The 15,414-nt window shown below is 37.8% G+C and carries 9 protein-coding genes; all 9 read left to right on the top strand.

Annotation, left to right across the window (positions count from 1 at the left end):
- The first annotated feature begins 29 nt into the window (after positions 1-29).
- A complete protein-coding gene (locus WC623_RS00045) occupies positions 30-3,245 on the top strand; it encodes a SusC/RagA family TonB-linked outer membrane protein (protein ID WP_372847499.1) in 3,216 nt (1,071 codons plus the stop codon).
- An 11-nt stretch (positions 3,246-3,256) separates the two neighbouring features.
- Positions 3,257-5,110 carry a RagB/SusD family nutrient uptake outer membrane protein gene (locus WC623_RS00040; protein ID WP_372847498.1) on the top strand — a complete coding sequence of 618 codons (1,854 nt, stop codon included), beginning with the start codon at positions 3,257-3,259 and terminating at the stop codon, positions 5,108-5,110.
- Between the two features lie 20 nt (positions 5,111-5,130).
- Complete coding sequence (locus WC623_RS00035; protein ID WP_372847497.1) at positions 5,131-6,735, top strand: DUF5123 domain-containing protein; 1,605 nt, start codon at positions 5,131-5,133, stop codon at positions 6,733-6,735.
- Between the two features lie 153 nt (positions 6,736-6,888).
- A complete protein-coding gene (locus WC623_RS00030; RefSeq protein WP_372847496.1) occupies positions 6,889-8,379 on the top strand; it encodes a pectate lyase in 1,491 nt (496 codons plus the stop codon).
- Between the two features lie 10 nt (positions 8,380-8,389).
- The gene (locus WC623_RS00025; protein ID WP_372847495.1) at positions 8,390-9,391 is read left to right on the top strand and encodes a pectinesterase family protein; all 1,002 of its coding nucleotides are present in this window, start codon (positions 8,390-8,392) and stop codon (positions 9,389-9,391) included.
- 106 nt (positions 9,392-9,497) lie between these two features.
- A complete protein-coding gene (locus tag WC623_RS00020; RefSeq protein ID WP_372847494.1) occupies positions 9,498-10,250 on the top strand; it encodes a rhamnogalacturonan acetylesterase in 753 nt (250 codons plus the stop codon).
- A gap of 20 nt (positions 10,251-10,270) precedes the next feature.
- Positions 10,271-11,773: a pectate lyase gene (locus WC623_RS00015; protein ID WP_372847493.1), complete on the top strand. Its 1,503-nt coding sequence runs from the start codon at positions 10,271-10,273 to the stop codon at positions 11,771-11,773.
- On the top strand, positions 11,773-13,410 hold the full coding sequence (locus tag WC623_RS00010) for a glycoside hydrolase 43 family protein (protein ID WP_372847492.1): 1,638 nt from the start codon (positions 11,773-11,775) through the stop codon (positions 13,408-13,410). Before WC623_RS00015 ends, WC623_RS00010 begins: the two co-directional genes overlap by 1 nt.
- Before the next feature lie 30 nt (positions 13,411-13,440).
- Positions 13,441-14,484, top strand: a complete 1,044-nt coding sequence (locus tag WC623_RS00005; protein ID WP_372847491.1) for a pectinesterase family protein — start codon at positions 13,441-13,443, stop codon at positions 14,482-14,484.
- Positions 14,485-15,414 lie beyond the last annotated feature (930 nt).

Below are 15,414 nucleotides of genomic sequence, written 5' to 3'. Positions count from 1 at the left end.
GGTTGATAAAAAGAAACTAAATATAAACTATGAATAAATTACTACTTCCATTTTTTATGCTGCTACTTATCTGTAGTACAGCATGGGCGCAATCCCGGAAAATTACTGGTAAAGTTACTGATGACAAGGGGCCTTTAATAGGGGTAAGCATTAAGCTTAAGGGGACGACTAGTGTGACTACGACAGATCGTAACGGCGGTTATAGTCTCAGTATTCCTAAAGAAGGTAATGCAGTATTGGTTTTTACCTATGTCGGTTTTATAACCAAAGAGGTGACTGTAGGAAGTCGCACAGAATTAAATGTTAAACTTGAAGACGATACAAAAGGTCTGAACGAGGTAGTCGTAATTGGTTACGGTACAGCTAAAAAAGGAGACTTAACCGGGTCGGTAGGGATAGTGAAAGGGGAAGACCTGGCAAAAGTGCCAGTTGCGAACGTTGCTGAAGCTTTGATTGGCAAGGTAGCCGGACTGCAAGTGGTGGCCACAGAAGGCTCTCCCGATGCCGATATTAAAGTAAGACTTCGTGGGGGTGGTTCTATCTCTCAGGATAACTCGCCGCTTTATATAGTAGATGGCTTTCCGGTTGATAACATTAGCAATATATCTTCTTCAGATATTGCATCTATTACTTTTCTTAAAGACGCTGCATCAACGGCTATTTATGGATCAAGAGCTTCCAATGGTGTAATTGTAATTACAACTAAAGAAGGTAAAGAAGGTAAGGTGAGTGTAACTGCAAACGCTTACGCTGGATTTAGAAACATCACAAAAGAATTAAGTGTACTTAGTCCTTATGAATACGTGCTTTATCAGTACGAATTAGATCAGACAGCAACTTTTCAAAATTATTATGGTGTATTCCAGGATCTGGACATTTATAAATCGATTAAAGGGAGAAACTGGCAGGACGAGGTTTTTGGTCGCAATGCGCCGCAACAGTTTTATAATATAGGTCTGAATGGAGGATCTAAAACTTCCAGATACAATCTCGGACTCACCAGAAATAAGGAAGAAAGTGTAATGCTTGGTTCCGGATATGAACGGAATAACCTAAACTTTAAACTGAATACCGAGATTTCATCTAAGGTAAGTGTAGATTTTAATACGCGCTTATCTTATATGATGATTGATGGTGCAGGGGTAAATACGGGCTCAGGATCTAATACCAGATTAAGAAACTCAATTAAATATGCACCAACCAGGGGCATAAGAGAGTTTGACCAGTCGGTAGTAGATGATGATGATTTTATTGATGCTGAAACAAGTAGTTTGTTGTATGATCCTGTAAAGTCTGTAAATGACGAGTACAAAAAGCAATATCGTTTAGGAACAAATTTCAACGGAGGTTTACGCTGGAAAATTACGGATGCCTTATCATTAAGGTCAGAATTGGGATACGAATTTAAGAATGAACGAACAGATCAGGTTTCGGGACCTGCAACTCCTGATGCTCGTAATTATGGCGCACAACCAGTGGGAAAAATAAGCACCATGAATGGCGGTAGTTACAGGATTTCAAATTATCTGACCTATAACAAGACCAAGTTTATAAATGAAGATCACAGTTTAAATATTGTGGCAGGGCAGGAGATTATTTCAAAATGGGATAAGTCAGTAAATAACCAATCCCGGTTCTTTCCAATAAATATGACATCAGAAGAGGTTTTGGCAAGTATGGCGTATGGTACACCGATCCCAACGGTTACTTATATTTCGCCTGAAACTAACCTGTCCTCATTCTTTGGACGTGCCAATTATTCATATTTGAATAAGTACTTGATGACAGCAACATTCAGAGCAGATGGATCCAGCAAATTTTCAAAAGAGAATCGATGGTCATACTTTCCTTCTGTAGCTGTAGCCTGGAAAATTTCAGAAGAAGGATTCTTAAAAGAGCAGTCGGACTGGCTAGATCAGTGGAAATTAAGAGTGAGTTATGGTAGTACAGGAAATGATAGGATTAATAGTGGTATGTGGGCGTTAAATTATAGTTCAAGTAACGAAAACAAACCTTATTATCCTGGGGAAAAAGAAGCAAATCAATTAATTCCCGGCAACGCCTTGTTTAACCCTGCTTTGAAATGGGAAACTACCATCAACAGAAATATAGGTACAGATATTAGCTTATTTAAAGGTAAAATCAACGCAACAATTGATGCTTATTGGAATACAACTAAAGATTTACTCGTACAAGCACCTGTATCTCCAAATTCAGGGTTCCAATATCAGTTCCAGAACTTTGGTAGTACCTCTAACCGGGGAATCGAGTTAAGTATTGACGGCTATATCATCCAAAGGAAAGACTTTTCTTTGCAAGGATCATTTAATATTGGTTTCAACAAGAATAAAGTAGATGAGTTCAGAAATGGGGATGTAAATTATAAAACTTATACCTCTGGATGGAATGGTACGGCACAGCCACTTGATGATTACTTAATACAACAAGGGCAACCAGTAGGGCAGATGTATGGCTATATCACTGAAGGAATGTATGGATTTAATGATTTTAACTGGAATGCAACAACACGTAAATGGGATATTGCTTCAGGTGTAGCCGACAATAGTGGAATAATCTCGGCAAATTATTTTGGACCGGGAACTTTAAAGTTTAAAGATGTTAATGGTGATGGATTTATTACCGCTGAGGATAAGGTGGTATTAGGTAATGCAAATCCTAAACATACAGGAGGTTTTACACTTACCGGAACTTATAAAGCATTTGATTTATCAGCAGCATTTAACTGGACTGTAGGCAATAAGATTTATAATGCGAATAAGCTGGATTTCTCTTCTTATCTGCTTTCCAGAAAGTACCAGAATATATTAGGAGAGATGAGTCTGGCAAACAGGTTTACGACTATTGATCCGGTAACTGGTTTTAACGTGGCTACAGGAGCCAATGGTAATCCAGCCAGATTAATGGAGCTGAATCAAAATGCTTCTTTGTGGAGCCCTATAATGACACAAACACCTTTGCATTCATGGGCAGTAGAAGATGGCTCTTTCTTAAGGTTAAATACACTTACCCTAGGTTTTACCATACCCAAAAAGGTTTCTGCTAAATTGGGTATGAGTAGTTTGAGGTTTTATGTGACAGGTTATAATCTGTTTATCATTACCAATTATACGGGCTTTGACCCGGAAGTTGATACCAGAAGAAACCCTCCAGTTACACCTGGTGTAGACTATTCTGCTTATCCAAAGAGCCGATCATTTATTGGCGGACTTAATGTAGCATTTTAATATAATTAGCGATGAAAAAGACAACACTTATAATCTATATAGCTGTTTTAGCCCTGGCAGCAAGCTCTTGTAAAAAAGGCTTTTTAGATAGTTCATCTCCATCAGAATTTACTTCAGATGTAGTGTACAATTCAACCACCTATGCAAGCTACGCCTTAACAGGGATTTATTCTTTGTTAACGCAAGATCAAATGTATTCGGCAAGGTTATCTTTAAACTATGCGACTAACTCCGATATTGAAATTGTAGGGGCTGATGCAGGCAGTTACAAAGAAAATACAAATAGAGGTCTTTCTAATTACCTGGGAACGCCAGATAATAACTCTATTGCCAGAGAATGGTCTTTGATTTATAAAATGATAGAAAGATCAAATCTGTTCATCGATGGAGTAAAAAAGAGTCCTTTAATGTCTACAAAAGACTCGACTCTGATGAAAGGTTATATGGGAGAAGCATTGACACTTAGAGCACTTGCTTATTTTGAGCTGGTAAAAAACTGGGGTGATGTACCCTATAAATCTGAGCCTTCTAAAGCAGATCTTTCCAATGTATATCTGCCTGCAACTGATAGGGATGTGATTTATGATCATCTGTTAGCAGATTTAAGTGAAGCAGAGCAATATGTGCCATGGGTAAGAACAGGAAACTATTCTTCTACAGAAATGGTAACCAAGGGTTTTGTTAAAGGTCTGACTGCTAGAATTGCACTTTTTAGAGGAGGTTATTCTATCCGTAATAAACCTGGATTCCCAACTGAAAGAGGATCAGATTGGAGAAAGTATTATGAGTTGGCAAATCGTCAATGTAAGGAAATCAAACTTAGGGGAGTACATCAGTTAAATACTAATTATATAGATGTATGGAAAAAGTTGGGGCGTTTTGAACAAGACGCAGCATTTAACGAAAATATGTTCGAAGTAGCGCACGGACTGAGCAGGAGTGGAGAAATGGGGTATTCTATAGGGATCAGATTCTACACAAATGCGAAATATGGCTTTGGAAATAATGCCAACGTAGTCAATACGACAGCTTACTATTTTTACTCTTTTGATCAGAAAGACATTAGGAGAGATAATACCATCGCTTACTATACTTATAGCAATGGTGCTGCAGATATTAAGGAAGTATTTCAGACCAACCCTATGTCCTATAATTTTGCTAAATGGGACCAACGCTTTATGGGCGAGAGCTGGAGTGTGTTAAATAAAGCTGCGGCAGGGAAATTTGGATATGGTATCAATTGGGCGGTAATGCGTTATTCTGATGTTTTATTGATGTTGGCTGAAACTGAGAATGCTTTAAATGGTGTGCCTACTGCTGAAGCTAAACTTGCATTAAAAGAAGTTAGGCGCAGAGCATTTGCTGAGGCTGATCGCCCTTTAAAAGTGGATGCTTATGTAGATGCATTGGGTGATGAAATTTCTTTCTTTAATGCTATTGTAAATGAAAGGGCCTGGGAGTTTGGTGGTGAAGCAATCAGAAAGTTTGACTTGATCAGATGGAATCTGCTGGTTTCAAAAATAGAAGAACAAAGGGTAGAGTTTAAAAAACTGTTGGCGGGTACTGCACCCTATCAGTCAGTTCCAAAAGCATTGTTTTATAAGTATGAATCTAATAATGAGATCCTGGATAAACCAGGTATTAATTTCTATCAGGATAAAGGAACAGTAGATATTCCAGGTTATACAAAGGTAAATTGGATGTCTGGATATTCAGCAAATGATATTACCAGTTACACGGAGCGAATCAATCTTTTTAGTAGCGGACTGAATGCAAATGGTGTTCAAAACAGGCATTTGTATCCAATACCAAATTCTGTAATCAGTGATTCTCAGGGTAAATTAAAAAATTCATACGGTTTCTAATTATGCTAAATAGCTGTAAAATGAAAAAACATAGTTTAAATAAAATATTTACGACAGCAATCCTATTCTTACTAATTGGGTTGACTATTACTTCCTGTCGGAAGATGAATGAATGGGAAGTGGACGAAAGTTACAATAGATTGTTTAGACCTTCTGAAGTTCTGGCATCTGTAGATGGCGTTACTGCAAAATTAACATTTAAAGGTAAACCAGGTGTAAACAGTTACATTGTTGAATTGAGTAAGGATAGTTTAAAATTCACTGAAATTGTTAAGTCTTATAATGCAACAGTGATAAAAGATGGAAGCGGATTTTCCTTTGCTATTCCAGATCTGCTTGAACCAAATACCCAATATTCAGCCCGAATAAAAGGTACAGATAGTACAGGGGGCAAACCGGAATCGGAATGGGCAATGGTTGCTTTCAAAACAAAGACGGAACAGATCATGTATCCAGTTGATATAGCCGACCTTACTACAACAACTGCAAAACTGAAATGGAAAATTCCTAATCAGGTGTCGCATATAATGATTGGGTCAACTAGATACGATATTAAGACAGAAGAAGCGACTTTAGGAGAAAAAGTAATTAGCAATCTAACTCCGGCAACAGCTTATACCGCTACATTGTATTTCAATACATCTATAAGGGGGACGAATGGCTTTACAACTATATCTTCATTACCAACTGGGCCAAATGTAATTAACGTTGGACCTGCAGATGATTTGGCTACGATGATTCAGTCGGCCGCCAATGGAACTATTTTTGTCCTTTTCCAAGGTTCAAAATATAATTCTGATAATCCGGTAATTATTCCTTCAGGGATCTCTTTAACTATCTATGGTGAGGACGGCCCTAATAAGCCTATTGTGGCCTTTAATGGAATTACTTTGCCTGCTGTTACAGGAACATTGAAGTTTGAGAATATTGATTTTACTGGTTATGCTAATGGAGATCCAAATCAAGCTAAACGTAATTATATTTTCAATCAGGGGGCAACAAATACAACTGCAGAAATAAACTTTGAAAACTGTTCTATAAGAAACTTTGTAAACAGTCCGATGCGTGTACAAAGTGCCAACGTAATCACTATAGATAAATTTACCGTTAATAACTGCTTGGTTTATGATATTGGTGATAATAATTCTAATGGAACTTATGCCTTTATACATGCAACAGGTGCTGCAAATAGCAGAATAAATAACATTTCTATTAAGAATAGTACTTTCTATAAAATTGGTTATGCACTTATTGTACATGGCACCACTCCATCACAATCTGTTGCAATAGAGAATTGTACATTTAACAACACGACAGGTAACGGACGTATTTTTATAGATTATAATAGTCAAACGATTGGAAGCTTCTCATTTAACAATAATATTTTTGGGAAAACACTTTCCCCAGCAGTTACTGCAAAAGGGATACGTTATGCAGGTACAAATCTAATTGCTAATAATTGTTTCACGACTTCTGATGCTGCGATTACAGGAAATGCCTTTACTGCTACTGGTTATAGTGGACTGAGTACACAGCTATTTGCAGATCCGGACAATGGCAACTTTAAGATTATTGATAATGCATTTACTGGTAAGGAAACAGCTGGAGATCCACGCTGGAGATAATTAAAATGCAAGGGTTGTCCGAATTGGACAACCCTCTTTTCTAAGCAAATAGTTACAGATTTTTATAGACGTTTATTTATGCGTGTATAGGATGGTATTGCTTAAAATTTATGGAAGAAGTAATAATAATCAGACCTAAAAAAATATAAATAGATGATGAATTCAGCTACCATTATAAAGCTGTTAATGATTTCAACAATGGCTTTTACTTCATGTGAAAAGCAAGAGAAATTTGCAGGACCAGGAATATATATTGATCCAACGTTAAAACCAGAGGAGCCTGGTCAGGTTACTGAAAATGCCTTGGCATTTCCTGGAGTTGAAGGCTATGGAAAGGCTGCTTCAGGTGGTCGTGGTGGTAAGGTTATTAAAGTGACCAACCTTAACGATGCTGGTGTAGGAAGTTTGAGGGCCGCAATAGAAGCAACTGGCGCACGAATTATAGTTTTTGAAATATCTGGCAACATAAAATTGAGCAGACGTTTGCAAATCAAAAATGGAGATATAACCATTGCCGGACAAACTGCTCCTGGTGATGGGATTTGCATTCAGGATTATGAGATGAATATAGATGCTGATAATGTAATTATTCGCTTTATGAGGTTCAGAATGGGTGACTTGACTGAAAATGAGCAGGATGCTTTATGGGGACGTTATCATCAGAATATTGTAATTGACCATTGTTCCATGAGTTGGTCAATAGATGAATGTTCTTCTTTTTATGCCAATAAGAATTTTACGATGCAATGGTGTATCCTTTCGGAAAGTTTAAATAAATCATTCCATGGTAAAGATGATCATGGTTATGGGGCAATATGGGGAGGCTCTAATGTTACTTTTCATCATAACCTGTTAGCGCATCACAACAGTAGAAATGCTCGCTTTGATGGGGGGCACAGGACAGGGACAGGAAGTAGTCCATTTGGAATTGACAAAGTAGATTATCGCAATAATGTGATCTATAATTGGGGAGGAAACAGTGCTTATGGTGGAGAAAATGGAGAATACAATCTGGTAGCTAATTATTATAAACCAGGGCCTGGGACTGCTAGTAACAGAAGGAGTCGGATTATGGAAATATCAATGGAGGCGGATCTGACAAAGTATGGCCCCGGTTTCGGTAAGTTTTATGCATCTGGTAATTATGTTGATGGTAATGCGACTGTAACTGCAGACAACTGGAGTGGGGGAATGGATAAGGGAACAGGGCTGGGAGATGCTAATTATGCATTGGCAAAAATGACAAATCCATTTGTATCAGAATCCATAACAGCTCATACTGCATTGCAGGCTTATAACGCGGTCCTGTTATATGGAGGAGCAAGCCATAAAAGGGATGCTGTAGATACCCGGATTTTGAAGGAGCTTAAAGATGGAACAGCCACCTATAATGGTTCTAAAACTGGTAAAAGAGGGATAATAGATTCGCAGACAGATGTTGGAGGATGGCCAGTTTTAAATGCGACTGCTCCCCTTATAGATACAGATGGAGATGGAATGCCTGATAGTTGGGAGGTAGAAAAAGGACTAAACCCTAAGGTAGCAGATGCAAATGGCCATGATTTAAGTACTGGATATACCAATATTGAGGTATACATTAACGGCCTGGTGAAAAATATAACTGATAACCAATATAAATTATAAACCTAAAACTATGAGATATTTAATATGTTTTGTTCTGCTCTTTAGTATGGTGTCTTGCGAGAAAGTGGAAAAATACCAGTTACCTGAATATATACCTCCGCCAGCTCCTGTAGTTGTTCCAGATAAAATTGATAAGACAGTTGCAAAGGATGGTACTGGAGATTACACTACAATACAGGCAGCAATTGATGCGGCCCCTAATAATGGTACAGAATATTATGTAATTGCTATTAAAAATGGCACTTACAAAGAGGTACTAACTATTCCTAAAAACAAAAACTATATTTATTTTAAAGGAGAAAACAGTGAAAAGACAGTTCTGACTTTCGATAATTATGCTTCAAAACTAAATGCATCGGGAGCAGAATATGGCACTTCGGGTTCGGCATCTGTATTTATTAACGGAAATTACTTTAAGGCAGAGAATCTGACTTTTGAAAATAGTGCTGGAATAGATGCTGGACAGGCTTTGGCCATTAATATTGGTGGTAATTATGCTGCATTTAATAAATGTCGATTTTTAGGCTTTCAGGATACTTATTATGCTGGCAACAATACTATACAATATTTAAAGGAATGCTATCTTGCTGGTACAGTAGATTTTATGTTTGGTGGCTCAACAGCCTTGTTTGATAAATGCACCATCCATAGTATAAGAAGTGGTTATGTAACTGCTGCATCAACCCCAGAGGGTCAAAAATATGGATATGTTTATTTAAACTGCAAATTAACAGGTGTATCAGGAATAGCAACTGTTCATCTGGGCAGGCCATGGCGTCCTAATGCTAACGTTGTATTTATAACTTGCGAAATGGGCTCTCATATTAAGCCTGAGGGTTGGAACAATTGGGGGAACGTAGCTAATGAAACTACCGCATTTTATGCAGAATACAAAAGTACGGGTGATGGCTATAAACCAGGACAAAGACAACCATGGTCTAAGCAGCTGACTGACGAACAAGCAAAAGAATATACATTAGAAAAAATATTAGGTAACTGGAAACCATTTTAAATTATTTTTTACTTATCCGTGCAATCGTTTGCACGGATTTAATCTATTCATCCTTCTTGAAAATATTTTCAAGTTCGTATGATTGTTTAACCAAATTATATTCAATATGAGCACATGTAAGAAGTTCAAATATCTTCTGGTCTTTTGCCTTTCTTTATTAATGGCCTTTACTACTCCGGCGAAGAAAGTAAAAGTTTATCTGGTAGGTGATTCCACTATATCTATAAAGCCGGTTTCCAAATATCCTGAAACAGGATGGGGAATGCCATTCGCTTATTTCTTTGATGAATCCGTAGAGGTTGATAACCGGGCACAGAATGGTAGAAGTACTAAATCTTTTATAAATGAAGGGCATTGGAAAGCCGTAACGGATAGCTTAAAAAAAGGTGATTATGTTTTTATTCAATTTGGGCATAATGATGAGGCTAAAGCTAAAAGTACTTATACAACAGAGCAAGAATTTAAAAGCTATCTGGAAAAGTACGTTAATGAAACTTTAAAAGCAGGCTCATTTCCAGTATTGATCACTCCTGTAGCCCGTCGCAGATTTGATTCGGAAGGAAAAGTTAAGGAAAGTCACGAGCTATATTCGGCAATTGTTAGAAATGTTGCCAGTGCCTTGAAGGTTCCGATGATAGATCTGGATAGGAGGAGCATGGCTTTGATGCAGGAAATGGGAGCAGAAAATTCCAAATTGTTATTTAACCAACTTATACCAGGACAACATCCTAATTATCCAGCCGGTATGAACGATAATACTCATTTTAATGAATATGGTGCCCGAAGAATTGCTGAACTGGTTTTATCGGAGCTGAAAAAATTGAATCTCGAACTTGCCAGCAGAATTGTAAAACGATGACGGTTAAAAAAATGAATCTTATGACCATTAAAAAAATACTATTGAGCATAATTGTCTTGTTTATTGTTTTCAGCTTTACCAATTGCGAAAAAAAGAAGAAAATTGATTATGCACCAACTAAGGACGAAGATAAAAATCCTCCTGGCCCCAGTGGACCTCAGCCGATTTCAGAATCTGCACTTGCTTTTCCGGGTGCGGAAGGTTTTGGAAGGAATACAACAGGAGGCAGAGGGGGCAAGGTGATTAAAGTAACCAATCTTAACGATGCCGGTGCAGGTAGTTTAAGGGCAGCTATAGATGCAACGGGACCAAGGATTGTAGTATTTGAGATTTCAGGAACTATAGCTTTGAAAAGCAGACTTGTTATCAGAAATAAAGACATCACAATTGCAGGACAAACGGCCCCCGGAGATGGGATTTGCCTAAGAAACTATGAGGTAAATGTTGGCGCAGATAATGTCATAATTAGATATATGCGTTTTAGAATGGGAGATTCAGAGCAACAAGAGGGAGATGCTTTGGGTGGAAGGTTCCAGAAAAATATTATTATTGATCATTGTTCCATGAGCTGGTCTACAGATGAGTGTGTGTCGTTTTATGCTAATGAAAACTTCACTTTGCAATGGTGCCTGATTACCGAAAGTTTGAGGAATTCCGTACATGGTAAAGGTGCTCATGGTTATGGTGGGGTTTGGGGTGGTAAATATGCTTCTTTCCACCACAATCTTATGGCCAATCATGATAGTCGTAATCCCAGATTCGGAGAAGAAGCAGGTAAGGCTTTTGCATTAACGGATCTGGTTGATGTTAGAAATAATGTTTTTTACAATTGGGGACCTACCAATAATGCTTACGGTGGTGAGGGAATGAATATCAATGTCATCAATAACTATTATAAACCAGGGCCTGCAACGACTAAGAAAGAACGCATTCTTTCTATAGATAAAAATAAAATTGAGGGTACTGAAGTGTATGACATTTGGGGTAAGTTTTATATTAATGGAAATTATGTGAATGAAGGTACACAGGCAACAAATGATAACTGGGCATTCGGTGTATACAACCAGTTTCATGGAAGTTACGGTACAGTTTCAAGTGCAGATAAGGTAGCAATGAAATTAAATGCTCCGTTGGCAATTGATAATAATGTAAAAACCCATACTGCTTTAGAAGCTTATGATAAAGTACTGGATTATGCTGGTGCTGTATTAAAAAGAGATGCGGTAGATACAAGAACAGTTTTACATACACGCAATAAGACCTTTTATAAACCTGGATCGAATGGTAGTACAAATGGAATTATAGATACACCCGCTGATGTGGATGGTTGGCCAGCATTACAAAGTTTACCTGCTTTGTTAGATACTGATGGTGATGGAATGCCTGACGAATGGGAAAAAGCAAAAGGACTTGATCCTAAGGTTGCGAATGCAGCTGGACGTAACTTAAGTACTGCTTATGATAATATAGAAGTGTATATCAATGGTTTGGTAGCTTTAATTTTAGATAATCAATTGAAATAATGAAATATTTAGTTTTTTGTAGCTGTTTTTTAGTCAGTGTATTGGGGGCCAATGCTCAATCTGTTCCTGCAAAGTATGTTTCGAAAGTATGGGTTGCCGATCAAGGCAATGGGACTTACAAGAACCCTATTCTTGATGCTGATTATTCTGATCCGGATGCCATAAGGGTAGGCAATGACTTTTATATGGTAGCTTCTAGTTTCGATGCAGTGCCTGGATTGCCAGTTTTGCATTCCAAAGATTTAGTGAATTGGACATTAATTAATCATGCTTTAAAAAGGCAACCTCCGTTTGACCATTTTTCTAAAACACAGCATGGAAACGGGGTATGGGCACCAGCCATTCGCTTTCATAAAGGTGAATTTTATATTTATTATCCAGATCCAGATTTTGGGATTTATGTAACAAAAGCTAAAAATCCAGCCGATGAATGGTCTGAACCAATATTGATAGAAGGTGGAAAGGGCTTGATTGATCCCTGTCCGTTTTGGGATGATAACGGAAAAGCATATCTGGCTTACGCTTATGCAGGAAGTCGCGCTGGAATAAAAAGTGTGATTGCTGTGAAGCAATTAAATCCTGAAGGTACTAAGACTATAGATGCAGGAGTATTGGTTTATGATGGTCATGAAACGGATCCGACAATTGAAGGTCCAAAGTTTTATAAGCGTAATGGTTATTATTACATATTTGCACCCGCGGGAGGAGTTTCTACAGGATGGCAACTGGTATTGCGTTCAAAAAATATATATGGTACTTATGAACGTAAGGTGGTAATGGATCAGGGGAAGAGTACTGTTAATGGCCCGCACCAGGGGGCCTGGCTAAATACACAGACGGGAGAAGATTGGTTTCTTCACTTTCAGGATAAGGATGAATATGGTAGGGTAGTCCATTTGCAACCTATGAAATGGGTTAATGACTGGCCAGTAATAGGGGTTGATAAAGATGGAGATGGAGTTGGTGAGCCGGTAATGACTTATAAGAAACCTAATGTGGGTAGGACTTATCCGATTCAAACCCCGGTAGAAAGCGATGAGTTCAATGAAAGGATATTGGGTTTGCAATGGCAATGGCAGGCAAATCCGAAAGCCACATGGGCATTTATGAACACAAATAAAGGTTCATTACGTTTGTTTTCAGATCAGATACCTGAAAATGCGAAGAGTTTATGGGACGTTCCCAATATATTGATGCAAAAATTCCCTACAGAAGAATTTACGGCTACAACAAAGTTGAACTTTTCACCAAATCCTAAGCTTGAGAATGAAAAAACAGGGCTAATAGTGATGGGGTTGAGTTATGCCAGCTTGAGTATTAAAAGTAAAAAAGATGGTAATTATCTTGTTTATGCTGTTTGTAAAGGAGCAGAAAAAGGTAATTCGGAAGTAGAGAAAATTATTGCTAAAATTGATATTTCAACACTTTATTTACGCGTAACTGTAGGTAAAGGTGCAAAGTGTAGATTTGCTTATAGTACCGATGGAACTAAATTTATAGATGCAGGAACAGATTTTCAGGCGGAACCCGGAAAATGGATAGGTGCAAAAATGGGCCTTTTCTGTATCAGAGAGACAAAGACTAATGATTCTGGATATGCTGATTTTGATTGGTTCCGAGTTGACTCTGTTAAATAAAGGATGTAGTATATAATACATATATATAGTATGAAATTTTTATTAAGAACATTGTTTCTGATGATGTGTTGCTTAGTGCCTTGGTTCTCTGGACTCTTTGCACAAGTAACAACACTTAAGGAGATAACAGTAGCACAAGATGGGACCGGCAATTTTAAAACGATACAGGAGGCAGTGAACGCTGTTCGTGATCTTGGCGAAGCGAGGGTGAAAATATTGATTAAAAAGGGTAGTTATAAGGAAAAACTTGTCATTCCATCCTGGAAGGCCAATATTTCTTTAATAGGGGAGGATAAAGAGAAGACCGTTATAACTAACGATGATTATTCTGGAAAGCTTTATCCGAAGGGTAATGATGTTTTTGGTAAAGATAAGTTCTCGACTTTCACTTCTTATACGGTACTAATACAAGGGAATGGCATAGAAATAGAAAACTTAACTATTGCCAATACTTCCGGGCCAGTAGGGCAGGCGGTGGCCCTTCATGTTGAAGGTGATCGATTTGTAATTAAAAATAGTAATTTATTGGGTTTTCAGGATACGCTTTATGCAGCAAGTTCACAAAGCAGACAGTTTTATAAGGACTGCTATATCGAAGGTACTACAGATTTTATTTTTGGCGAAGCTACTGCCGCGTTTCAAAATTGTACAATTAATAGTTTGTCGAACTCTTATGTTACGGCTGCGGCAACGCGATCTGGACAAAAGTTTGGTTTCGTTTTTTTAAACTGCAGGCTTGTTGCATTAAACCCTCTTAATAATTCTACTGTAAATAGTACTACTCAAAAAGTAAATAAGGTTTTTTTGGGTAGGCCATGGAGGCCTTATGCCAAAACAGTATTTATAAATTGTGAGTTGGGTGCGCACATTACGCCCGAAGGCTGGAATCCCTGGAAAGGCGACGCAATGTTTCCTGATAAGGAGAAAACAGCCTATTATGCTGAATTTGGTAGTAAAGGATCAGGTGCGGTGCTGACTTCACGTGTTCCATGGTCCAAACAGTTGAGCGCAAAGGATGCTAAAGTTTATATAATAAAAAATGTTTTAGCTGGAGCAGATAACTGGGAACCATAACAACACTAAGTCTTATTTTGACTTTTAAAGGCATTTAACCTCTAATACTCAATTTTAATTTTAGATAGGCCCTTGTAGTTTGATACTGCAAGGGCTTTTTTGGTTGCTTTCAGTTCTATCTGAATAAGATCTCTCACTGGATGTTTTTCCAGTCTTTAACGCTATTCTGTCAGCTTTAGGGATATCAGACGTGTTCATAACTACAAGATAATTACAGTCTGATCACTATCTGAAAACTAGATTGCGCTACCCTTGAGCTACCCTTGCGATAGGGTTAGGCTACCTTAGGGGTATTTCAACGGTAGCGCAAGGGTAGTTTAAGGGTAGCTCAAGGGTAGCGCAACCCTGTAATCATCCTGTTGTTATCCTGTAATTAAGTAGTCCTTATTGTCTTATTTGGTTTGTTTTCGATCCATTTACCATCCCTGTTCAATGGCTGTTTAATTTTTCTACTTGTGGATTAGCGAGTTATGAAATAAATGCAAATAATAGTGGATATATGTTTGTGGGTTTATAATATTTTCCTACTTTTGCATCCCGCTTCGGAGGAAGGGAAACAGAGAAAAGGATATAGAGAAGGGTGATTTGAGTAGTTGAGCGTAGAGATTGGTAATCTTTTAAAAGTGTTGAAGAGCACTAAAAAAATAAAAAGAAAAAAGTTTTAAAAAACTTTGCAACTACCAAAAAGATTTCTACCTTTGCAATCCCAAACAGAACGGGTTTATCAGACGGAGTTTGATAATAAGAATAACAAGATTGAAACGTTGAAGTAATCGAAACTGAAACCAGGAACATTAAGACCTGGACGAAACAGAGAGCGCGAAACGAAGATATATACAGAAGACCCGCGAGGCGATTCGAGAAGTTCATTAAAGAGATGTCATTTATAAAGCGTAGCGAGGTACGATAGTACGATTTCAAAGTACATGA

Origin of the sequence: Pedobacter sp. (genome assembly GCF_041645105.1) — a bacterium.
Classification (GTDB): Bacteria; Bacteroidota; Bacteroidia; order Sphingobacteriales; family Sphingobacteriaceae; genus Pedobacter.
Note: the sequence above shows the minus strand (reverse complement) of the source record. Positions and strands in the feature narration are given on the sequence as shown.